This window comes from Clostridium subterminale (assembly GCF_039521425.1).
GTDB classification, from domain to species: Bacteria; Bacillota; Clostridia; order Clostridiales; family Clostridiaceae; genus Clostridium_J; species Clostridium_J subterminale.
Window position 1 is genome coordinate 38,988 of record NZ_BAAACI010000011.1, and the last position, 23,401, is coordinate 62,388.

Genomic DNA, 23,401 nt, shown 5'->3' on the forward strand with positions numbered 1-23,401 from the left:
TTTTAATTTATTCAATTGGCTGTATCTTAGTAATAAAAATTTAGAAAAATGATAACCTCAGATGAAAAGTTACGATTAGGTTCCTTGATCTTGATATAAAAGTTAAAATCAAAGAAAAAGTGCTTCATCCGTACAAGATTAGCACTTTTTCTAAAATACACAATTTATAAAGCTTTATTTGTATATCTCATTTATTTTGTCAAACTTTTTTTCATCTCTAGCAAGTAGTTTTTTCTAACGATGAAGAAATATATAATCTGAGCGATTAACATAATTCCTATCACTAGCAATGCTGGAATAACTATTTCAATGTCAAAGCTATATTTTAATGCACTCATAGCAAAGACAAAGTGCACTACAGCAACTATATAAGGCAGCAAAAATAGTACCCCTATTTCAATATTTAGTATCTTTTTTATTTCTTTAAAAGTTAAGCCTATTTTATTTAACTGGTTGTATTTGTTTTTGTCCTCTATAATATTCATGTAGCACTTATTGTACAAAAAGCTTCCAGTTGTTACAAAGAATATGAGTCCGATAAATATTGCACTAAACAAAAGTACTCCATAGGCTATTTTAGTACTTTCTAGTATATCCGCTTTTAATAAATTATTATGAAACTTATTATCTTCGTCACGATTTCCAAATTTATCAAAGAAATTTTTACATATATTCAATGTATCCTTATAATTCTCTACATTAAATGTAGCAAAATAGTACTTAACACCAACTATGCTTTCATATATCTCATCTTTAACTACATATACATCTCTATAAATTGTTGGAAGTATTCCTTTATCATTCTTTTTAGTAACCTCCAGTCTTATATCATTCAGACTAATATCTTTTCTTTTATCTCCAGATAAAGATACATACTTTATAGTTTCATGCTCATTAAAGTAGATAGTATTTAAATCCAGTACTGATGCTAACTTTTTATAACAAGCTTCATTAATTATAACTACTTCATCTGTGCCGTCATCAGGAATAACAAATTTTATTTCGTCACTAGCTTTGGCGTAAGATATACCATGATCTTTCAGCGAATTTTCAATAAAATCAGCTTTTGAATCAACTTTATCTTTATTCGCATAAGTATTAGAAACGAAGAATGCTTGCGGAAAGTCTCTATTTATTTGGTACTCCTTATCTCTCCAATAAGCATATACTGATCCTATTGCTGAAAGGGCAACCGTTGAAGTTATTGTAATTATGAAAAACATTCTAGTATTATCTTTTATCCTGTATAGTAAATTTGAAACCCAAAGCATTGTAGTTTTTTTCATATATAAGCTTCTATTTCTCTTTAGTAACTTTATTATAAATACACTTAATTGAGAAAACAATAAATAGGTAGCTGCAATGACCATTGCAGTTACAGGTATTATTCTATTTGTTATTGTTTTTTCACTACTTGTAACTGATAAAAAATATCCTACAGCTAAAAGTACTATACATATGGTAGCAAGAACAACAGAGGCTTTTGGTTCAGGTCTTGGTCTTTTAGTTCCCTTTATTAAACTCAAAACTTTATCTTCTTTTATAATTAATGTGCAAAAAGTTGAAATTACTATTCCAATCATTAAAAAAGCGCTAAAAGTAATAATCATAGCTTTAATAGGGAGATAAAACTTTAGTGCATTATACCCTAGAATCTTTCCGCTGGCGGCGAAAAGGATCTTAGAAAAAATTAATCCCACCAATATGCCTGCAATCGCTGCTACTGAACTAATGAGCATATTTTCAATACGTATCATCTTTTGTACTAGCCTTTTTGAAGAGCCTATAATATAAAGTATTCCAAATTCTTTATACCTACTTTTAAGAAAAACACTTATGGAATAAAACACAAATAAACATATAAATAGGTATGCTATCACTATTGTGACATAAAGTGTATTTTTTATGTGCTGAGGAAAAGAACTCACCTTAAAATCAGGATGAAGTATAAGCATAGTAAAAGAGAATAATAAGGCTGCCGATATTGTGCTACTTAAAAAGTATGCAAAATATGCTTTTGCATTTCTCTGCACATTTTTAATTGCAAACTCTCTAAGATTCATTAGTTACTACCTCCTAGCAGTGCAAGCACATCAATAATTTCCTGATAAAATTGCTGTCTGCTATCCCCTCTATAAATCTCATTGTATATAGCTCCATCTTTTATAAATAAAATTCTGCTACAATAGCTGGCTGATAGAGGATCATGGGTTACCATAATTGTAGTTACCCTTTCCTTTTTATTTACTTGTTCAAACAATTCCATTACTGTTTTAGCTGCTTTAGAATCCAGGTTACCAGTAGGTTCATCTGCCAACACTAAAGTAGGGTTATGAATTAATGCTCGTGCAATTGCTGTTCTTTGAGATTCTCCACCGGATATTTCAAAGGTTCTCTTATTTAACAAATCCTCTATTCCAAGTATTTTTGATATTCTGTTAAGCTCATCATCCTGTTTTTTAACTGGTATACCATCTAACGTAAGTGGAAGCACTATATTTTCTCCCACAGTTAAGGTATCAAGCAGATTAAAATCTTGAAATACAAAACCTAATTCTCTCCTTCTAAATAATGCAAGTTCATCCCCCTGTAACTTTAAAGGATTCTTATTTTTTATTGTTATTTCTCCTGAGGTTGGTTTATCTACTGTTGAAATCATATTTAACAGAGTTGTCTTACCGCTTCCTGATGGCCCCATAATACCTACGAATTCACCCTCTTCTATAGAGAAGCTTATATTATTTAAGGCACTGAATAATATCTTATTTCCATATACTTTACTTAAGTTACTTATTTCTAAAACTCCCATTCTATTCACCCCTATTATGTTAAAGTTATAATATTAGTTAATACTAATGTTCCTAGTAAAATCCCTGCTACTATTCTATATATGGCAAATACCCTTAGTGGTTTCTTTTTCAGAAAATCCACAAATTTTTTCATAACTATTAAAGCTACTAAAAAAGCTACGACAAATCCAACAATTAATGCAATCCATAGAGTTGGTGTCATTATAGTATAGTTAAATTCAAATAAATCCTTTCCGGAAGAACCTATCATTGCCGGAATAGCTATGAAAAATGAAAATTCTGCCGCTATGGGTGTTGATAATCCTGCAATCCATCCTCCCATGATTGTAGAAGCACTTCTTGACATTCCTGGCCATACAGCCAAAAGCTGTAATAAACCTACCTTAAATGATTGTCCAGGTGTTATATTATCTATATCTTCTACCTTACTAGTCTTATTTTTATATATATTCTCAAGTATTATTAATAATACTCCTCCAACTATAAACCCAACTATAACAGCTTCAGGTATAAACTTTGCTTTTATTTTATCGTAAAATAGCACTCCCACAATAGCCATTGGAATAGACGCTGCAATAACATTTATTCCAAATCTAAAGCCTGTTTTTCCTTTTTTTCCTCGGGTAAATATAAAGCTAAAGAATTCAACTATACTCTCCTCAATCTTTTTCCAATACAAAACAACTACTGCCATTATGGCTCCAAGCTGAATTACAACTTCAAACATCTTGGCAAATTCTCCATCGAAACCAATTGCCCGCCCTACTAATATCATGTGTCCTGTAGAAGACACTGGTATAAATTCAGTTAAACCTTCTACTATGGCAATTATAATAGCCTTCAATATAAAAATTATATCCATTACCTATCACTCCTTTAAAACTGATAGCACTAGTTTATAATAATAATGCATATACTGCTATCTACAAAGCTTACGGGAATGTGACATGTATGTAAGATTTATGCTCAAAAAAGCAAATAGATAGTTACCTACCCATTTGCCTTTTTAAATTTAATTGTGACCATTGTCCCCTCATTAACAGTAGATTGTATCTCTACTTCGTGCTCTAATTTTTTGGATACCTCTTTAATTATATATAATCCCATACCGGTAGACTCTCCATATTTACGTCCATTTTCTCCTGTAAAGAAAGGATCAAATACCCTTTTTATATCTTTCATAGGAATTCCTATTCCTTTATCAATGACATTTAACCTAATCTCCTTTTCACTTTCAGACGCATTTATAATTAATTCTTTTCCTTTACCCTTAGAATATTTTACTCCATTAATAATCAGCTGCCCTAACACAAACTTTAGCCACTTAGCATCACTATAAACTTCAATGTTCTCATCTATCTCAACTCTTGGTATTATTCTATTCTTTATGAAAGTCTTTTTTTCTTCATTTACAGTATCTCGAACAAGCTGCTTTAAAGAAATCCTTTCTACTAAAAAATCCTTTTGGAAAGAATCTAGTCTAGCAAAATATAATACCATTTTTAAGCCTTCCTTTAGCTTATTGACCTCTTCCTGCATGTTATCATATTTCTCTTCCCCTTCAAATTCTTGAAGCTGCAGTTGTATTACTGAAAGAGGAGTCTTCATTTGATGTACCCATTGATTTATAAACCTTAAATGTTCCCTATGAAGTTTATCTCCTTTTTGAATTTGAGCTTCATATAAGCTGTGCAACTTTTTTAATGGCTGTGAAATACTCTGGCTTAAATCTGAAGTGCCAAGGTCTAAAAAAACATCATTTAACTCAGTAATACCGATCTCTAACAACCGATATAGTTGTCTATTTTGATAATACCTAAAAGCTAGAAAACACAGTAAAATGAATGTATTAAATATAAATATGTAAATAATCTCATTAAATCCTATAAATCCATTAAGATTAGAGTATATTATCGTAAGGATTGAACTTAAAAAATATATAGCTATATACCCTTTGTTATGCTTTAAAAACAATTTCATACTTACTCCCTACTACCAGGTTTTATTTAATCTATAGCCTGATCCTCTTATTGTTTCTATCCCGTTATCTATTCCTATAGCCTGCAGTCTTTTGCGTACTCTACTAATATTAACACTTAAAGTGTTCTCCTCTACGAACTCCAAATCATCCCATATCTTTTCTAAAAGCAGATCTCTTCCCACAACTTTAGGGTATTTATTCATAAGACATTCCAGCATTATACCTTCTCTTTTAGTTATAATTAATTTCTCATCTTTAAATTCTACTTCTGATCTTTCTGGATAGAACTTAAGCCCGTCAATTTCAACGATTCTTTCCTCTGATCTGGCTGCATAGTCACCAAAAGCTCTTCTTATTTGACTCTTTATCTTAGCAATAGCAACATCATAGTAAAAAGGTTTAGTTATATAATCATCTGCTCCGCTTTCTAAAGCCATTACTTGATCCATTCCACTGTCCCTTGCTGATATAAATATTATAGGAATTTTTGATTGCTGCCTTATTTTCCTGCACCAATAAAACCCATCAAACTTTGGCAAGTTAACATCCAGCAATACTAAGTTTGGATTGAACTCATTAAAGCCAATCATTATATCCTCAAAGTTATCTGCTGCCCTAGCCTCAAAACCATACTTATCTATATATTCTTGTAATAAAGTACTTATTGATAGATCATCTTCTACAATATATATTTTGTATTTCATTTTGATATCCTCCTAATTTATATTGTAACCAGAATACATTATTTACTTAATTATACTATTTACTTTTGAATATTTAAACTAAGTAAGTTCAATTGGATAAAAAGCTTAAATTCCTCTAGATTTTAACTTACACTCTGTATAGTAGTAAATTTTCTACAGTTTATATTGAGGCTATAAATCTAATTAGAGAATCCGTGTTTGTTAGTCTCAAGAATACATATAAACACCTTGAAGTCAGTTATAAGTTAAAGATATCCTTAATCAATTAATAATTAATAGTACGATACCATTTATATGTATCGCCTTTTTCAAATTTACTTAAATCAAATCCAGATAATCCGAAACCCAATATTGCAATCATACATCCTATCACAATTAAATAAAAACTTATTGTAATAGCTTTTTTCTTAAGCTCTTTTATTATCATAATCTCACTACTTTCTTATTAAATCTTTTACATACTATCAAGGTTAATTTCTTTGTAATCACTATAAATTTCCTAGATAAAAATACGGTTAAAAACGCTAATAATATAGAAATACCAATTAATGCAACTCCCACTCCTAATTGCACAATACCTACAGCTAATATGTCCCCTATCATAAATGGTGCTCCAATTATGCTAACTAAAGCTGCGATTAAAAAAGCAGTTGAACTCACTCCTGTAATGAATGGAATACACCAAATAATAATATTAGCAGATAATATAAGTAAAGCTACCGTTAACAATAAACTTCCCCATAATGGAAATCCTAAAACTAATAGCACTACATTTAGTATGTTATTATTAAAAGGTGATATTTTAATATCAACAGTATCCTTCTCACTTAAAATATCATTAGCTATACTGCAAGGATTCCCTAGTTTATCAATAGCCTCTTCTTCCGTCAATCCACTTTCTTTGTAGTCTTCAATAATTTCTTCATAATAAATAATAAACTTGTTACATTCCCCTTTACTAAGAGGTTTTAAAGACTCCCTTAAGCTATTAAAAAAATCTGATTTAGTCATCTATTTCTTCTCCTTTTATAAAGTAATAAATATCCATAACTTGTTGCCAATTCTTTAGAAATTCTTTTATGCGATCTTTTCCCTTATCCGTGATTCTATAATACTTTCGCAAACGGCTATTATGCTCTACAGAATATGTTTCAAGATATGAATTAGATTCTAATCGTTTTAATATTGGATACAATGTAGATTCTGATATTTCAATACACTCTGATACATCTTTTACTATTTGATAACCATATGAATCCGACTTTTGTAAGGCTGAAAGAACACAAAATTCTAATAGTCCCTTTTTTAATTGTATATCCATACCACACCTCCTAATACATCATACTATACAATGCATAGTATGATGAGTCAAGTAGTATTAAAAATATTTTCTTTATTTGCTGTAGGTTTTCTTTCTTCTCTAAAATCGCCACATAATCTCCATGGTATTCGTGTTTGTCCTTATCTAATCAGTATTCTGTGCCAGTGTTTAGAGTATATCTTAAATGAAGTTTTAAGATATAATACTTGCTGAAAGTAAAACAAATCTATAAACTAATATTTATAGGGGTGATTTTAATGGAAAATATTGAAATTAGTTTAGAGAAAAAAGAAAAATATGTGGAAATGGTAAAAGAATGTAGATCAATGATTAAATCAGGAAAATATACACAATGTCCATGCCCTAAGAAAAAATGTGAGTGGCATGGAAAGTGTTTTGAATGTGTACTATTACATAGAGTTAATCAAGATCATGTACCTTGTTGTTTGCAGCCAATGCTTCGTAATAAAATTAAAGAACTTGCAAAGGTGGCAGAAATGATTACTGAGCCAAAACCATTAACACCTGGTGAGTATTGGGATTATGTAAACGAAGTTTGCCCTAATAGTGATGATGAATAATAAAAAAATATACAGGCATTGATAAAGTTATTTATCAATGCCTGTATATTTTGTCTTTGATACAATAGCAGCAGAGTCGCAAAGGCAATTAAATGAGACTTTTTTTTAAGGAAGCACTATACAAATGCTTCCCTTAGTCATGGACATATTAAAAAATAACGAGTCAACTTCTTATCTTATGATCACTCATACTTTAGTGGCAAACGCCTCTTGTGTTTATTATACTCATGCTTCAACTTAATTTTCTCATCTATTTCTTTATCCCCGCAGCTCCCATTTTCTATATACTTATTAATTTGTTGATAGGAAAAGCCTAACTTCTCCTCATCAGATTGTCCACTTAATCCATCATTTGGAGTTTTATGAACCAATTCATAAGGTAATCCTAAAGCGTCTCCCACTGCTATAACCTCTTCAGTAGTTAGGTCTCCTATAGGATTAAAGTCAAAAGCGTTATCACCCCATTTTGTTGTATATCCTACAAAGCCTTCTGACTTATTTCCCGTGCCACATACCCTATAGTGCATGTTAGCTCCAAGAGCATATAAGGTAGTCATTCGAAGCCTAGGAGGAATATTGATTTTAGCATCAATAGACAAACTTTTATCTTGAATACCCTCTAATAATCCATTATATGCTTTTTCTATATTAACTATTTTATAATCAATTCTGAGAATATCTACAACCCTTAAACTATCGTCTATATCCTTCTGAACACCATTTGGCATTAGGACACCAAATACTCTTTCTTTTCCTAAAGCTTCAACTAATAACTTAGCTGCTACCGAACTATCCTTTCCACCGCTAATTCCAATAATAGCGCCCTCAGCATTAGGTTGAGCTTTAAAATATTCTCTAATCCAATTTATAATATTTTTACATACTATGTCTCCATTGAAACCTTTTCTCACCACTCTATGCCTCCCATCAAATTTTAAAAATATTTCTTATATTATCCTAAAATATTATTAGAAGCTTCCATGCAGCCTATTTCTTATTTCAGATAATGAATAATCTTTTATCAATTTACCATCCTTAAATACAAGCTCTAGCAAATTATCCTTAAATTCTGCTTGCTCTTTCAAAGTTAATTCATCTTTATATAAAATCTCTTCTCCATCTTTATATACATAACACATTCCTTTTTGTGACTTTTTAAAGTTATCTTTATCTGTTTTAGGCGCCTTGAAAATAAACTTTTCTTCACCGCCTATTACTGCATGAGTAGCCTTTAAAGCAAATCCAAAAGTGTCTCTAGTGTTGTATTGGTAGGTGTATGAACCTATACCAAACACACAGTTATTTACTGCAAAGCCCTTCTCCTCTAACCCCTCACTAATCTGTTCGCACCTTTCTACAGTTATACTGTCTCCATAAATTGTCCCTATTTTACTATTTAGGACCTTATATCCTTTTGAGTTAATTTCACCTCCAAATATATCCCATAGTAATTCAACAGTTCCCTTATATTCCTCACTATCTTTTTCTGCATTCTTATCCCCACAAATTATTTTTACTGGATCTCCACTATCGCCTCTAATAACAATTTTTCCATCTCTATTTATAATATCTTCTTTCAACCTTGGAAGTATATCTGTTATAACATTCCAATAATCGTATGTATCAGATACTATACTCAAAACTCCACTTGGAAATACTTCAGTGATCAATCTCTTATAAGCTGCAAACTCATCTTCTCCGTAGCTGCACATTACACTGTGTTCTGTAGAAGGTGTTCCTACTGCAACTATTTCCTCTTCTATATTGCAATTATAATACTCCTCTAAATAGCTAATGGCAGGTATCGTTGCAGTTCCTATAAATGAAAGTAGGTGTGCTGCACCACTAAGTTCTGCACTTTCCACAGAGCTAAAACCTCTCATGCTGAAATCTCCACAAGCTTTTCTTACATCACCCTTTTCTACAGTAAGATTAAAATACTTTTCTATTATTTCTCTGTACCTATATGCAATAGTGGCACTTGTCATTGGCTGCCATATATTACAGCTCATAAAGGTTTCTAAATAATTCACCAACCAGGCAAAACCGTCCTGCGTATTGGTAATTTCAATCATTGGCGTTTTAATGTTTACTCTTGAACCCTCTGCTACAGCCTTAATTTGTATTGGTAAATATCCTAAGTCGTGCAAAGCTTCAATATGCTTTGTGTCCGTTGCCATATTTCCCATGGCTTTAGATATAATTCTTCTATACTCATAAACCACCTTTTCCTTATCCTTTTGGAAGAAGTTTTCATTAAAGTACTGAATTAAATACCTCTTCATAAAAGGCTGTAGTCCAAACATAACAACTTTATCCATATCATCTTTTCTAGACATCCTTGGGGTCCAATAGCTTACTAATTTAGTCATTCCAGGTGCATAACACATATGATGAATTGTTTTATAAAAATCCGTTAATAAAAATGGGTTTATCATAATCAGTTCCCCCTATTAATTACTTTTCCTTGTAAACCTTCAATTACATCTAATGCCTTTTCATGCAGAGAATCATCAAAACTAGCACAAAGGCTTGCATCCACTATGATATCAGCATTTCTATATTGTGACTGAAACAATACCACGTTACTAATTACGCATATATTGGTAACAACTCCTACTAACTCAATTTCCTTAATGTCCTCTCCCACTTCATTGGCTATTTGAATCATATCCTCTGGAGATATCCCAAAACCCTTTTTTTCATAATGCATTGTATCTTCTGAATTTGAAAAATCACCTATTTTACCATACAACTTATGACCATTTGTACCTTTAATACAATGTAATATAGGTAAGTTTTTACCTTCTCTGGTCTGCAAATATTCTTCGTAATGAGTATCATAAGTAAACAATACCTTGTCACCATTTTTTATATATTTACTAACCTTATCAGATATTCCTTGCTCTAAGGTTACCGCTTTCTCAAATCCTAGTGTTCCATCTACAAAGTCCTTTTGATAATCAATAACTACTAATAGTTTTGCCATAATAAATACCTCCCTTAAATTTCATATACTTTAATTTTTCCATGATCTCTGCTTAAAATACTATTGGTTGTATATATTCTCGTTACTAAATCACTGGTTAACAATTCACCTTGAAAAACTGTATTTTCACAATGGGTAACTACTAGATATATTTCCGTTGCCCCCATTTCTTTTAGCTTAGAAGCCGTAAGCATAAAAGTGCCACCCTTTGAACATAAATCATCCACTATAATTGCCCTAAAGTTCTTACTTTCCACATCCCCATTAATCTCTAACTTCTTAATAAACCCTGTTTTAAAGTCCCGCTCCTTGCTTGCAGTTAAAATCTTTTCATAGCCTATTTCTTTTCCATATCTCTTTGCTGCACCTGCATCGGGATAAACTAAATATACCTCTTCTTTTCCATTATCCAATTCTTTTAAGAGTCTCTCAGCTAACATTTTGGACATATTCACTACCTTAGCTCTATCTAATAGTGCGGTTGATACCTCTGAATGTGGCTCATATATGGTTACACTTTCGAAGTTTAAATTATTAATTAGCTTACACAAATGCTTTAATGTAAAGATAGTTATGCCCTCGGTCCTATCCATTCTGCTGTACGGCATGTAGGGAAGTATTAAATTACATTTTATTCTTAATTCATCTAAATGACTTTTCAAAAATATTAAATGAGTTATATCTTTATCATTCTCAAAATAAACTCTAATCTCATTATCAACACTTCTTAACTTTAAATTTTCACTATGAATCAGAGATTCACCATTAGGAAATTTCTTAACCTCAACTCTCTCACTATTAAAGTAAATCATTTCATAACCTCCTCATTTTTAAAAATTATGCTCCCAATTTTCATTAAATTTAAATACCTTAGCTGGTCTAAAGGGTTTACCCTCTATTTTTTCATCAGTTTCTATAATCATTTCTCCCATCTTTCTTCTGAAATTTAAAATTTCTCTTCCCATTATTGCTTCATAGACATTCTGAAGTTCCTTTACAGTAAACACTCTTGGCAAAAGATTAAATGCAATTGGTGTATACTCTACTTTATTTCTCAATCTATCTATTCCATAATCTAATATCTTATAATGATCAAAAGCCAACTCATCTGTAGAGTTATTTAATAACCTATAAGTGGTTTCTTTATTTCTAAAGATATCTCTTCCGATTTTCTCCACTACTTCATAATTTATTATTATCGTTTCATCAATGGATTTAAGAGATAAAAGATGTTTGTTTTCTATATATTCCTCATGCTTTTTATAACTAATAAGAGTTTTATCTATCCAAAACCATCCACTTTTCTTTTGCAAATCCATCTCTTTTAACCTTATACTGTTTTTTTCTACTAAAGCAATATTTCCTACACTAATAACCCTTGTTCTTTTATCTCTGCCAACATCTCCAAAAGTATAGAGCTGCTCTGTATAAACATTGTCTATTCCTGTCTTCTCCTTAAGTTTCCTCTTAGCACCTACCTCTAAGCTTTCTTCTATACCAACAAATCCACCTGGAAGAGCCCATTTATCTATATATGGATAGTCATCTCTTTTAATCAAAATAACCTGCATTCCTCTTTTTGGTACCTTGCGAAGATTATCTTCTTCCATATCAGCAGTTGTAAATATTATGATGTCATTTGTAACACTTGGTCTTTTATAATAATTCTCATCATAGTTTTTTAGGAATTCCTCTTCCTTATCTATAAAATATTTATCCAAATTATTTTCCACCTCAGCTTAATTTCAACTAGATAATATCAAATTGATATTATGTAATTATAATATAACTTATTACACTATATGTCAATAAATATTTTTAGATTTTCTTACATTTAAATCTTTAGGCATCTGAAAATAAATAATAAGTCAAAGATGGAAAGTATATTTTGAGTTAGACAAGGAAACAGGTTCCGCAGATAGTAGCACTATCTACAGGTTCTGTTGACGCAGTATAACACAAAATATACGAGCATTCTGACTTATTTATTTTTTGAAGATGCCTTAGTTAGAGTATTTTAATCATTCTACTCAAGCTTAATGATTTCAACGTTTATAAAAAAAGTCTCCGTTACTTATGGTATGATTCTCCACTCCGGTCTCAAGTGAGGTTTTTTACCAGTAAAAAAGGTAGGATATTTGTATATCCCACCTTTTATAACTAACAAATTAATATGTAGCCTCAAATAGTCTACTAAAATATCTTTGATTTGAAGCTTTATTGATTTTATATCTCTTAACTGATCAATCTTACTTAATTCTATATTTTCATCCTTTAAAGTATTGCTTACATCTATAATAAGACAAGTTAGTAACTCTAATTTTTATCTAATTGTGAATTAAGGTATTATGATTACAACAAAGACCGCAACTACAACGTGTATCACCAAATTTCAAGTCGTAAACTTCTGAAAGCTCTACATTAACTTTAATAACTTTTTCTGAAAAATCTGATTTCTCCTTCGGTACTTCTAAAAGATTATCTGCCTTATCTTGTGTATTTATAATTGCACCAATTGGAACATATTTATTTGCAGCTATCCTAACTCCTCCTGTTACAATTGCTCCAGTATCGATATAGCAATTGTCCTCTACTATAGCATTAAATACAATTGAATTAAATCCAACAAATGTATTGTCTCCTACAATAGCTGGTCCATGAATTAATGCTCCATGAGTTATACTTACCTTATTCCCAATATATATTGAATATCCTATACCATTTACAAAGTATTTAGCATCTTTTAACCCATGAAGTATTACTCCATCTTGTATATTAGAATTATAGCCTATATAAAATGGTGTTCCCTCATCTGCTCTTAGCACTACATTAGCACCTACAAATACATTCTTTTCTATTGTTACATCACCTATTACACTTGAAAATGGTCCTATAAATGCACTTTCACTTATTTGAGGATATCTACTTACAGGATTAAATGAAGTAACTGGATTTTCTCCAATAAAGTAAGCATATAAATTAGTTGGCCCTATTGGCTTATAATCTTTTTTCATACTATTATACATTGTAATTTTCTCCTTAAATTAATATTATATTATATTAAACTTAATATTAATTTGTTAATCATTCTATAAACAGAGTTCCTTGCTTCAGAGGAGGTTTTTACTCCCGCTGAAGCTTACTAACAGACTTCTAAGTATCAGTATTTTTGATACTTAGAAGTCGTTGTCCTTTAGGATAAAACCTGCTACATTTTTAACTTACATTATTTCAAAGAGTTTATATAATCAATAGGCATATATATTACATTTTCTTTACCTTATTGATAAAACCGTATCATAAGTAAATGCGGTTTTTTCATTTTATTCTTGTGTATATATTCTACATAATTATGGTATAATTCTAAAGCAATATTTTAAAATCCGTAGTGGATGGCTACGGAGGTTTCGAACGTTTTATCCTCATGGTTTATTGGTGATATATTTCACTATAGCTAAGGGGGTGGTATTAGATATGTATGATACTTTTATAAAGTGTATGTCAGTTATTTATGTAATTAGATTAATTCTAAAATATAATCTCTTTATACATCATTTAAAAATTAAGATTAAATTCCTTGGTCTCGATATAAAAGTTAAAAGCAAAGAAAAAAGTGCCCCATCCTGCAAAGAGTAGCACTTTTTCTTAATTAATTTTCAATTAATTTCATCCAATAGCCCTAAAACAAAATAAATGTTCTAAGGATTGCTTAGTGTTGACGCACTAAGCTTTTCTTATTTATATTATATCAATTTTTCACAAAAATAAACCTTTATAGTCTTTTATTTTTAAATTTTCATTTCATTAAACCACAAATTGGAATTTATTTAACTCTCTTAAACATTGGGTGAATTTTTTTGAACTGAACTAAATCCCATAAGTTACCGTACAAATCTTTAAATACAGCAACAGTTCCATAATCCTGCTCTTTAGGTTCTCTAATAAATTCTATTCCTATGCTTTTCATTTCATTATAATCACGCCAAAAATCATCAGTTCCTAAGAAAAGAAAAACTCTTCCACCTGCTTGATTCCCTATGAATGTCTCTTGTTCTGGTTTAGATGCTCTTGCAAGCAATATTGTTGTTCCATTTGAACCAGGTGGAGATACTACTACCCACCTTTTATCTTGTTCTGGTTGATATGTATCTTCAATTAATTCAAAATGAAGTTTTTTTGTATAAAAATCTATTGCTTCATCATAATCTTTTACTACTAATGCAATATGCACTACTGACTGAATCATTATTTACCCTCCTTTTATGTTATAATCAACTGATATACAAATTTCTATTTTATACTACTCAAAATTATTTCTAATTTCATTGCAACATAATTTGTAAATATATTGTTACTTATGATACACTTTTTTAGTTGTAAAAACAGCCTTAATCAAGTAATATCAATTGCCAAGGACATAAACCCTATTTACTTATGATAAGGTTCACCATATCACAAATAAGTAGGGCTTTACATAATTTTTGACTATACATAGTTTTATTTTATTATATTTATAAAAGTATATACTAATTGTTATACTTTTCCATTTCATTATTAATATAGTCTTCACAAGAACGCATAGCTAGAATTGTTTCTTCAAATAATTTATCTAATTCCCAGCCAAGCATTTCTGCTCCTTGTCTAATTACATCCCTTGAACATCCAGCAGCAAATTTCTTATCTTTAAACTTTTTCTTGAGGCTTGAAAGCTCCATATCCATAACACTCTTAGATGGACGCATTCTTGCAGCTGCACCAATCAGCCCTGTAAGTTCATCTACTGCAAATAATACTTTTTCCATCTGATGCTCTGGTTTCGGTAGTTCTTCTCCACAAAGTCCATATCCATGACTAGCTACTGCTCTTATTAATTTTTCGTCAAGACCACGTCCTCTCATAATTTCTTGAGTTTTGCTACAATGTTGTTCTGGATACATTTCAAAATCTAAATCATGAAGCAATCCAACTCTAGACCAAAACTCTGCTTCATCTTCATATTCAAGTTTCTTTGCAAAATAATTCATAGTACTTTCAACTGTTAAAGCATGTTGAATATGAAATCCTTCTTTATTATATTCTGTAAGTAGTTCCAACGCTTCTTCTCTTGTTATCATCATAATAACCTCCTCTAAAAACTTAGTTAATAATATTATATTTATAGAATATTACAAATACAAATAATATTAAATAAATATAAATAAAAGTAACAGTAATACCGTGAATATCAGTGCTGTTTTGTAATATTGTTACTGTAACATCTATTTAAACTTTACGTTCTGCAAGTTTTTAAGAAGGTTGTCTGATATATGTTCCTTTGTAAAGATATAAAATACATTAGGTAAAACCGTTCTTTCACCTGATGCTAAGTGTATATCATTTGCATTTAAAGATACTAAATCTTTAGTACTTAAATATGCCTGTGGAGTACATTTATTAAAATCTGTATCTACTTGAATTTTATATTCCAAATCGTGGCTACCATAAAGAGGTGATGAATTTGGATATATTTCATAATCCCTTATACCCGCTCTATATTTATTAATATCTCCTTGATGGTTTTTAACACTTACCCAGCTATTTCTTATTTCTTCACCAATTTTGAAAAATGTAGCATTCATTATCACATTATTATTCATGTATTTATCCATGCTATTTATTAATTCAGTGAGATTTAAAATAACAGGAACTCCTGGTAGCATTAAGAAGTATTGATTTAATTCAAGGCCCTTATAATCATCATTATGAGCTATACACATACTGGTTTTGATTCCTCTCCATCTATTTCCAAGTGTATCTTCTTTTTCAATAAACTCCACTTCAATATGCTCTTTCAGCAGTGATGCTCCATTTTCAACCCAATCTGCTGGAACATTTTGAATTCCACCGAACCATGGATTATACCAACTTCTTGGACCTACACTTGGGAATGAATTATCAAGCCACTCACTGCCCATAAATTCAAGAGAGAATATGCCTGTTGAGAATTCAGGAGATGCCTTAATATTCATAACTCCATTGCTTATTGAATAGACTGTAAGTCCCTTTTCTTCAGTTAGCTGAGATTTGAACTCCATATTTTTAATGTAGAATACAGGTATTTTTCTTTCAAAGCTAATTGAACTAAAATTACACTGTATATAAATCAGGTCATTTTCAAATCCCTTTTCTGGATGAATTGGAATATTAATATTGTTTACCTCATTTTGAACCTTTACATGAGCTTCATTGAAAGAATTATTTTGAGATTTAACAATTATCTCTCCATTATATAAAAGATCTCTATTCTCAATAATATTTATATCAAAATTCTCATTTACGAAGGGGTTCTTATTGTTAACAACTACCTCAAAATCTTCAGCTAAAAATAACTCATTTACATAACTTGATTTTAGGGCAAATCTCCTAGCTTCACGCCAGTTCTTGAAAGTTGAAAAAGCTAAATATAAAGGTTCAGTAACTCTTCTCTCTCCACCTTTTAATTTACCAATACTATGCTCAACGTGGATAAACCAACCGTCAAACTCACATTTTAAATTCTTTGGCCATATTAGGCTTTCTTCAATACTTGAGAATATCCAATTTTCACTTATTTTCTCACTATCATAATATCCAGGATACTCAACACTAGGTTCAGTAGCTTTTATAATCTTATTACCATATGGAATTGATGCTCCTTCAATTCTATAATGAAGGCTCTGATCTATATATATATCATCAAGAGTTTCTTTATCAGAAGTATTAATCACTTCATAAGAATGTTCAAATATACCGTTACTAGATATTTTAAATATAGTTTTAACTGTTATATTCTTAAATTCACTTGAAACATATTCGCCACTTAATACCATTTTTTCATTTTCTAAATACCATTGAACATTTCTCACTAACAGGCTACTAAATTCCTGAGAAAATGGCATTCCAAGTTTTGGATATACCATATATGTGTTTTTTTTCTTTTCTCCCACGAATATTTCTATTTGATTATAATTTCTATCAAGGGTTAGTTTATATATCCCATTTACAATTACATATTTTCCATCACCTTCTCCTCCAAAGGCAGCATTACGTCCTCTGAAAATTAGTGCAACACTTTTTTTGAACTGAACATTTTCACCTGATTCTAATGTTACTTTAATATGGAGTTCTACTTGGTAAATAGATGGATTTTTCAATACACACTGTACAGGTATTGAAACCTTTTGATTTTTTCTCATCTGAATTTTAAATATTCTTTCAGAAAAGTCTATATCACTACATTCCGGAAGTTCAAATTCGAAAATTCCATTTTCATTTAGGTAGCTTTCCATGTCAATATACATATTGAAGGCTTCTTCACTGTATCTTTCTAAGTCATCACATTCTAATGATATTTTTGCTGGAAATTTAGGAACTATTCCAAGTTTAAATAAAGCCTTCTTGCCATTAATAACAATATCTGCTACAACTCCTGGATGAGTTTTAAAATTGCCAAATTCTTCTTCTATTTCTGATAAGTAAAACTCGCCTTCAACTATTTCTTTTTTTACAACACGAATTCTTTTATCTAATGAAAATTTAATGTTCTTATCATCCTTACCTATTATTTCAACATTTAATAGTTTACCTGTTTTATTAATAATCTCATAGGCAGCCTTATAGCTCTTACCAAAAATTAAATTTTGTGAAGGTGCCCATAGAGAAATCATGTACTCATCTGTTTCAATAAGTCTTAGACCTCTACCCCTTCTTTCAAACTCCATTCGAAGCTTTTTACCATTCTTGTCCCAATGGTACTCATAAAAATCAAAACCATTTTCCACCCTTCCATCAGGCTCCATATTGATTGTCCTTTTCATGTCATCATACCAATCTGCATCCTTAAAATAATCCTTCACTGCCTCTGTATGCATAACCGTTGGAATAAAATTCATAAGATGAGTAGTATCTTGTCTATTTTCAAGGAAATATCCACACTTCTTATATAATGGTATTGCTTTTGTGTTAGCTGCCCATGTATATATATCTAGACGAGGCCATTTAAGTTCAATAGTCCGTTCTACTGCTTTTTTAACAAGTACCTTACCAATTCCCTTTCCATGACAATCATATCTAGCGTTTAAACGCCTAATATGTAAGGCCCCCTCATCCTTTACATACCTTGAAAATGCACAGTATCCAAGCACTTCATTTCCTAATACAGCAAGATATGTATTTATATCCGTTGAATTTTCATGTGCCGCTAGTACTGTTTCCTCTGTTTCATTTCCATTCTCACCATTCCACCCTTCAGTGCTCCTCTGCCACATTTCTGCAATAGCCTTTGCATAGGCTGGAGTGTATTCTACAATTTTTAACCCTTCCATAGTCTTTCCCCCATTATATTCTGATTTTGCTTATTTTCTATATTAAACAAGTATTTTAATCACCCCCATGACTAAAATAAAAAGGACTGCAAATGAACACTCATCATTTACAGTCCTTCAATTTTATAGATTTATTTTAAGTACCCTTAAAAACATTTTAGGTAATTAAAAAAAGCTGTACAGTTAAATACAGCTTAAATCCAATAACATAAAAACATGACACAATAAATATAATTGTACATGATCTTTAAAATTAAATTAGGACAGTAAATGCTGTTGTTCTTAACATATCTAAATAACATTTTTGTACATAGCAAATAAACCTGTTTAATAGGTGCTACTATACTAATATATCAAATTTAGATTAAAGGTTAAAAACGAACATAATCATATTACAATCCCCTTCTAATTTCAAATTACTATTCTATTATAGTTTTTATTTTACATTTAGTCAAATATTTATCAATTTTTTTAAGTGTTTCAGTTATATCCTTTGTATATATTCCACCTTGATAACATATAATTCTATCTATATCATAATTTAAAAGTTTTTTAACAGATAAATATAATTCTCAGCAGAAAACTTTCGTGTCTATGATATGACTTCATTTCCAAATTTCTAAAGCCTAAATGTTAAACGCATGTCCATATTATATATCTAGTAAAATATTCATTATATATTTCTATCTCATCTTTTTCTTCTAAGTCTTACTTTAGCAAGCAACTATTTCTTTGATCATAAACTCTTTTCCGCATAATAACTCCCATCCTTCACTTGTACAGTTCGGACACTTACTATTATTCTCAATGATATTAAAAACTTTTTTACACTTTTTACAAATAGCATTTCCTGGTAATATCTCAATTTTTAATTTTGTGTCTTGTAATCGTGTACCATCTACTGCAGCTGGATAACAAGCTTCAATATATTTAGGAATCATTGATGATAGCTCACCAATTTGGAGAACTATTGTATCAATTTTTGTTAATCCATTTTTTTCTGCGAAAATTTCAACAGTCTTAACAACTTCAATTACTACACCTAATTCATGCATTAAACTCACCTTTCTTATCTATGTAAAAAGGTTGAGGGTAACTTTATATTCCCTCACCTTTTTCCTTGTAATATGTCAATTGTTTTGTTTTATTTTTAAGAGTTTTTTGTGAATAACTTTTTAATCTTTCTAGCTGTGATTACACCTTTACGCTTAATTAGATTTTTAACAATTATAGGTTTAAGTTTTTCAAGTGGTACACTTTGTGCATCATATTTCCTAAACAGTGTAATGGCATCAAACTTACATCTAGTTGTACATGCACCACAGCCTATACATTGATATTCATCTGTAATTGTAGCACCACATCCAAGGCAACGTTCTGTTTCCTTCATCACTTGCTCTTCTGTAAATGTAGAGCGTAAATCCTTAAAGGTTTCTCTTGATTTCTTTCCATCTACATGATCTACCTTTTGTCTTGGGATACGGTCATATCCTTGTAGGGTTAAGTTTTCTTTGTCTAGTGCAGAATATGCTCTTCTATCACGACCAAGAATTAAGCTCTGCCCTGGTTGAACATAACGATGAATTGAAATTGCCCCTTCTTTACCTAAAGCAATAGCATCTATAGCAAATTTAGGACCTGTTAATGCATCCCCGCCAGCAAATACATCTGGTTCTCCTGTTTGTAGAGTAAATGAATCTGCTTTTATTGTCTTATTTGAATTCAATTCTATTTTGCTATCTTCTAACAATCTGCCCCAATCCATTCCTTGACCTACTGAAATTAGAACATAATTTGCCTTAACACTCTTAGTGATCTCTTCATCAAAAACAGGACTAAATTTTCCATTGTCATCAAAAACTGAAAGACATTTTTTGAATTCTATTCCTACAACTTTTCCATTTTCCTCAAGGATTCGTTTTGGACCCCAAGAATTATTAACTCCAATGCTTTCTGATAATGCTTCTTCAATTTCTTCTTCAAGAGCTGGCATTTCTTCTCGGCTTTCAAGACAATACATATCTACTTTTGAAGCTCCAACTCTTGTAGCTGTTCTTGAAACGTCAATAGCAACATTACCACCACCAATTACAACCACATCTCCTTCAAGTTTTTCATCATTACCTAGGTTTACATTACGTAAGAAATCAACACCTGTAATAACTCCTTCTGAATCTTCACCCTCAATACCAAGTTTTCTGCCTAACTGAGCACCGATTGCAAGATAGAATGCTTCATATCCTTGACTTCTTAAGTATTTAAGGCTTATGTCTTTACCTACTTCAATACCTGTTTTAAATTCTACTCCTAGTTCTCTTAAAATATCTATTTCTGCGTTTATAACTTCTTTTTCTAATCTATAAGAAGGAATACCAAGGGTAAGCATACCACCAAGTACCTTTTGTTTTTCAAATACCGTTACCTTATAGCCATCAAGAGCTAAATAAAAAGCACAAGAGAGACCTGAAGGACCAGCACCTATAACTGCAATTTTATTACCATATTCATGTCTTAATTTTGGTACATAACGAGTATCCATTTTTAAATCTTGTTCAGCAATGAATTTTTTGATTTCATCTATAGCAACTGGTTCATCAATATCCCCTCTAGTGCAAGCAGACTCACATTTTCTTGGACAAATACGTCCGCATACTGCCGGAAATGGATTTTCATTTTTGATAAGTTCAAGTGCTTCTTTATATCGTCCTTGAGATGCTAGCTTAACATAGCCCTGAACAGAAATATGTGCTGGACATTGTGTTTTACAAGGACTTGTACCTGTTTCAACAACATTTTCTTTGTTAATACGATGATCAACATTCCATTTATCTGGACCCCACTCTGTATTATGAGCAAAGTCCACTCTCTTCTTCTCAATAATTGGTGTTTTGGTACATAATTTTTGACCTAATTTCAATGCATTAACTGGACAAACCTGAACACACTCTCCACAACCAACACATTTGTCTTTATCTACTTTTGAAACATAATTTGAACGTACCATATCATTGTTTAGGAACATTCCAGCAATTCTCGTAGCGAAACATGAACAACCACAACAATTACAAATAGCATGGGTTTTCCCTGGACCATCTGCATTTGGTATTTGATGCATTAAACCGTTTTCTTCAGCTCTTTTTATGATTTCAAAAGCTTCTTCACGGGTAATTGCTCGGCCTCTACCTGTCCGAATATAGTATTCAGCAGCATGACCAAGTTGAATACACATATCTTCCTTCAAATGGCCGCACCCTTCCCCCATAGCTTCTCTTGACGTACGACAAGAACAATCTGAAACGGAGAAAACAGTATTTTCATTGAGATATTTAGAAACTTCCTCATAGGATGCTCTTCTTGTTTCACCTTGGATTGATGTTTCTATAGGAATAACACGCATAGGGCCTGTTCCTACTGGAAAAATACCTGCTGTTATAGGTGCTTTTTTTCTTCCATAGGCCTCAAAAGCCTCAGCAATTTGCTTATAATTATTAACATTTTCCTTATGTGGGTGGTTAACTATCATTTCCATGTGTCCTGGAACCCAAATCTCAAACCAGTACTTGTCAACGTCATCTTCTTCACCAACAAAGCAAACACCGGCAACAGCTAGTTCCCATAGGATTCTCTTTGTCTCCTCTAAAGATTTACCACACAAAGTAGCAACTTCTTCTGCGCTCTTTGGTTTACGGAATTCAACACAAAGTGCTACTTCTGCCATTTCTTCTGTAACCACTGGCTCCAAAATTTTATATTCTGGATCCTCTGGCTTTATTTCATTTTTTGAACCTGGTTTTATCTTACTTATATGATTGGCAAGTTCTAATACTTTTACTTTTACCACACGTATTCCCCCAATAACTTTTTAATATAACCCTATTTTTCATTCCAATCTTTTAATTCATTACGTATCCAGTTAACCCAGTCATCAATTCCCTCACCAGTTCTAGCAGAGATTGGGATTACCTTGATATTTGGATTCAATTTTTTTACACGCTCTTTCACAGCTTCTAAATTAAAGTCAAAATAATCTATTGCATCTATCTTGTTAATTAATAAAACATCAACAATGGAAAACATCAGAGGATATTTTAAAGGTTTGTCATCTCCCTCTGGTATACTTAAAATCATAGCATTTTTTGATGCACCAGTATCAAATTCTGCCGGACATACTAAGTTTCCTACATTTTCTAATATTACAAAATCAACGTCTTCTGTTCCCAATCCACTTAACCCTTGTTTTGTCATATATGCATCTAAATGGCACATACCACCAGTGTGCAACTGGATTACTTTTGCACCGGTCTTTGAAACAGTATTAGCATCCACATCTGAATCAATATCTGCTTCTAAAACACCAATACTCATTTCATCTTTCAAAGCTTCAATTGTTCTTAAAACAGTTGTCGTTTTACCTGAACCTGGTGATGACATTAAATTCAACAAAAAAGTCTTATCTTTTTTTAAATCTTCCCTAAGCAAATCTGCTTGTCTATCATTGTTTTCGAAAACACTTCGCTTAATTTCAAGAACTTTATACATATCCATACCATTCTACCCCCATTTAATTTTTATTTTTTACATTAAAACATAAAAAATATTACTTACAATAAAATTGTATCATGTAATCCATATTAATGAAATATATTCATTTATATCCTCTAATATTATAAACT

Annotated in this window: 20 protein-coding genes; 1 reads left to right on the forward strand and 19 read right to left on the reverse strand. The window is 31.1% G+C overall.

Annotated elements, in window-relative coordinates:
• Nucleotides 1–191: 191 nt before the first annotated feature.
• The 7 genes from ABDZ93_RS18470 to ABDZ93_RS18500 all read right to left on the reverse strand — a co-directional run bounded on the left by ABDZ93_RS18470 (nucleotide 192) and on the right by ABDZ93_RS18500 (nucleotide 6,816).
• A complete protein-coding gene (locus ABDZ93_RS18470) occupies nucleotides 192–2,063 on the reverse strand; it encodes an FtsX-like permease family protein (RefSeq protein WP_343827984.1) in 1,872 nt (623 codons plus the stop codon).
• A complete protein-coding gene (locus ABDZ93_RS18475) occupies nucleotides 2,063–2,809 on the reverse strand; it encodes an ABC transporter ATP-binding protein (RefSeq protein WP_343827985.1) in 747 nt (248 codons plus the stop codon). Before ABDZ93_RS18475 ends, ABDZ93_RS18470 begins: the two co-directional genes overlap by 1 nt.
• Nucleotides 2,810–2,823: 14 nt before the next feature.
• Entirely contained in the window at nucleotides 2,824–3,672 is an 849-nt protein-coding gene (locus ABDZ93_RS18480; protein ID WP_343827987.1) for an undecaprenyl-diphosphate phosphatase, read from the reverse strand.
• Nucleotides 3,673–3,800: 128 nt separating this feature from the next.
• Entirely contained in the window at nucleotides 3,801–4,790 is a 990-nt protein-coding gene (locus ABDZ93_RS18485; protein WP_343827989.1) for a sensor histidine kinase, read from the reverse strand.
• A gap of 12 nt (nucleotides 4,791–4,802) precedes the next feature.
• A complete protein-coding gene (locus ABDZ93_RS18490; RefSeq protein ID WP_343827990.1) occupies nucleotides 4,803–5,495 on the reverse strand; it encodes a response regulator in 693 nt (230 codons plus the stop codon).
• 423 nt (nucleotides 5,496–5,918) lie between these two features.
• Nucleotides 5,919–6,506, reverse strand: coding sequence for a DUF1700 domain-containing protein (locus ABDZ93_RS18495; RefSeq protein WP_343827991.1), 588 nt, complete (start codon nucleotides 6,504–6,506; stop codon nucleotides 5,919–5,921).
• Nucleotides 6,499–6,816 (reverse strand): PadR family transcriptional regulator, encoded by a 318-nt coding sequence (locus tag ABDZ93_RS18500; RefSeq protein ID WP_343827992.1) that lies wholly within the window; start codon nucleotides 6,814–6,816, stop codon nucleotides 6,499–6,501. The genes ABDZ93_RS18495 and ABDZ93_RS18500 overlap by 8 nt, the downstream gene beginning before the upstream one ends.
• Before the next feature lie 257 nt (nucleotides 6,817–7,073).
• Between ABDZ93_RS18500 and ABDZ93_RS18505 the strand changes: the two genes are divergently transcribed.
• Nucleotides 7,074–7,397, forward strand: coding sequence for a hypothetical protein (locus tag ABDZ93_RS18505; protein WP_343827993.1), 324 nt, complete (start codon nucleotides 7,074–7,076; stop codon nucleotides 7,395–7,397).
• A 182-nt stretch (nucleotides 7,398–7,579) separates the two neighbouring features.
• On the opposite strand, the gene nadE is transcribed toward ABDZ93_RS18505, so the two are convergent.
• From nadE to hypB, 12 genes are all read right to left on the reverse strand, one after another.
• Entirely contained in the window at nucleotides 7,580–8,311 is a 732-nt protein-coding gene (nadE, locus tag ABDZ93_RS18510; RefSeq protein WP_343827994.1) for an NAD(+) synthase, read from the reverse strand.
• A gap of 54 nt (nucleotides 8,312–8,365) precedes the next feature.
• Complete coding sequence (locus ABDZ93_RS18515; protein ID WP_343827995.1) at nucleotides 8,366–9,835, reverse strand: nicotinate phosphoribosyltransferase; 1,470 nt, start codon at nucleotides 9,833–9,835, stop codon at nucleotides 8,366–8,368.
• 2 nt (nucleotides 9,836–9,837) lie between these two features.
• On the reverse strand, nucleotides 9,838–10,386 hold the full coding sequence (locus ABDZ93_RS18520; RefSeq protein WP_343827996.1) for a cysteine hydrolase family protein: 549 nt from the start codon (nucleotides 10,384–10,386) through the stop codon (nucleotides 9,838–9,840).
• 14 nt (nucleotides 10,387–10,400) lie between these two features.
• Nucleotides 10,401–11,198, reverse strand: a complete 798-nt coding sequence (locus tag ABDZ93_RS18525) for a ribose-phosphate pyrophosphokinase (protein WP_343827997.1) — start codon at nucleotides 11,196–11,198, stop codon at nucleotides 10,401–10,403.
• Nucleotides 11,199–11,216: 18 nt separating this feature from the next.
• The gene (locus tag ABDZ93_RS18530) at nucleotides 11,217–12,107 is read right to left on the reverse strand and encodes an NUDIX hydrolase (protein ID WP_343827998.1); all 891 of its coding nucleotides are present in this window, start codon (nucleotides 12,105–12,107) and stop codon (nucleotides 11,217–11,219) included.
• 606 nt (nucleotides 12,108–12,713) lie between these two features.
• A complete protein-coding gene (locus tag ABDZ93_RS18535) occupies nucleotides 12,714–13,412 on the reverse strand; it encodes a DapH/DapD/GlmU-related protein (RefSeq protein WP_343827999.1) in 699 nt (232 codons plus the stop codon).
• Nucleotides 13,413–14,209: 797 nt separating this feature from the next.
• Nucleotides 14,210–14,632: a VOC family protein gene (locus ABDZ93_RS18540; protein WP_343828000.1), complete on the reverse strand. Its 423-nt coding sequence runs from the start codon at nucleotides 14,630–14,632 to the stop codon at nucleotides 14,210–14,212.
• Nucleotides 14,633–14,912: 280 nt separating this feature from the next.
• The gene (locus ABDZ93_RS18545) at nucleotides 14,913–15,500 is read right to left on the reverse strand and encodes a hydrolase (protein ID WP_343828150.1); all 588 of its coding nucleotides are present in this window, start codon (nucleotides 15,498–15,500) and stop codon (nucleotides 14,913–14,915) included.
• Between the two features lie 144 nt (nucleotides 15,501–15,644).
• Entirely contained in the window at nucleotides 15,645–18,728 is a 3,084-nt protein-coding gene (locus tag ABDZ93_RS18550; protein WP_343828001.1) for a GNAT family N-acetyltransferase, read from the reverse strand.
• A gap of 713 nt (nucleotides 18,729–19,441) precedes the next feature.
• Nucleotides 19,442–19,783, reverse strand: coding sequence for a hydrogenase maturation nickel metallochaperone HypA/HybF (locus ABDZ93_RS18555; RefSeq protein WP_343828002.1), 342 nt, complete (start codon nucleotides 19,781–19,783; stop codon nucleotides 19,442–19,444).
• 95 nt (nucleotides 19,784–19,878) lie between these two features.
• On the reverse strand, nucleotides 19,879–22,569 hold the full coding sequence (locus ABDZ93_RS18560) for an FAD-dependent oxidoreductase (RefSeq protein WP_343828003.1): 2,691 nt from the start codon (nucleotides 22,567–22,569) through the stop codon (nucleotides 19,879–19,881).
• Between the two features lie 32 nt (nucleotides 22,570–22,601).
• On the reverse strand, nucleotides 22,602–23,273 hold the full coding sequence (hypB, locus tag ABDZ93_RS18565) for a hydrogenase nickel incorporation protein HypB (protein WP_343828004.1): 672 nt from the start codon (nucleotides 23,271–23,273) through the stop codon (nucleotides 22,602–22,604).
• Nucleotides 23,274–23,401 lie beyond the last annotated feature (128 nt).

What these genes read in the sequence shown, in the direction of transcription:
- ABDZ93_RS18470 (WP_343827984.1), bottom strand. Translation starts at nt 2,063, where the DNA reads ATGAATCTTAGAGAGTTTGCAATTAAAAATGTGCAGAGAAATGCAAAA.
- ABDZ93_RS18475 (WP_343827985.1), bottom strand. Translation starts at nt 2,809, where the DNA reads ATGGGAGTTTTAGAAATAAGTAACTTAAGTAAAGTATATGGAAATAAG.
- ABDZ93_RS18480 (WP_343827987.1), bottom strand. Translation starts at nt 3,672, where the DNA reads ATGGATATAATTTTTATATTGAAGGCTATTATAATTGCCATAGTAGAA.
- ABDZ93_RS18485 (WP_343827989.1), bottom strand. Translation starts at nt 4,790, where the DNA reads ATGAAATTGTTTTTAAAGCATAACAAAGGGTATATAGCTATATATTTT.
- ABDZ93_RS18490 (WP_343827990.1), bottom strand. Translation starts at nt 5,495, where the DNA reads ATGAAATACAAAATATATATTGTAGAAGATGATCTATCAATAAGTACT.
- ABDZ93_RS18495 (WP_343827991.1), bottom strand. Translation starts at nt 6,506, where the DNA reads ATGACTAAATCAGATTTTTTTAATAGCTTAAGGGAGTCTTTAAAACCT.
- ABDZ93_RS18500 (WP_343827992.1), bottom strand. Translation starts at nt 6,816, where the DNA reads ATGGATATACAATTAAAAAAGGGACTATTAGAATTTTGTGTTCTTTCA.
- ABDZ93_RS18505 (WP_343827993.1), top strand. Translation starts at nt 7,074, where the DNA reads ATGGAAAATATTGAAATTAGTTTAGAGAAAAAAGAAAAATATGTGGAA.
- ABDZ93_RS18515 (WP_343827995.1), bottom strand. Translation starts at nt 9,835, where the DNA reads ATGATAAACCCATTTTTATTAACGGATTTTTATAAAACAATTCATCAT.
- ABDZ93_RS18520 (WP_343827996.1), bottom strand. Translation starts at nt 10,386, where the DNA reads ATGGCAAAACTATTAGTAGTTATTGATTATCAAAAGGACTTTGTAGAT.
- ABDZ93_RS18525 (WP_343827997.1), bottom strand. Translation starts at nt 11,198, where the DNA reads ATGATTTACTTTAATAGTGAGAGAGTTGAGGTTAAGAAATTTCCTAAT.
- ABDZ93_RS18535 (WP_343827999.1), bottom strand. Translation starts at nt 13,412, where the DNA reads ATGTATAATAGTATGAAAAAAGATTATAAGCCAATAGGGCCAACTAAT.
- ABDZ93_RS18540 (WP_343828000.1), bottom strand. Translation starts at nt 14,632, where the DNA reads ATGATTCAGTCAGTAGTGCATATTGCATTAGTAGTAAAAGATTATGAT.
- ABDZ93_RS18545 (WP_343828150.1), bottom strand. Translation starts at nt 15,500, where the DNA reads ATGATAACAAGAGAAGAAGCGTTGGAACTACTTACAGAATATAATAAA.
- ABDZ93_RS18550 (WP_343828001.1), bottom strand. Translation starts at nt 18,728, where the DNA reads ATGGAAGGGTTAAAAATTGTAGAATACACTCCAGCCTATGCAAAGGCT.
- ABDZ93_RS18555 (WP_343828002.1), bottom strand. Translation starts at nt 19,783, where the DNA reads ATGCATGAATTAGGTGTAGTAATTGAAGTTGTTAAGACTGTTGAAATT.
- hypB (WP_343828004.1), bottom strand. Translation starts at nt 23,273, where the DNA reads ATGGATATGTATAAAGTTCTTGAAATTAAGCGAAGTGTTTTCGAAAAC.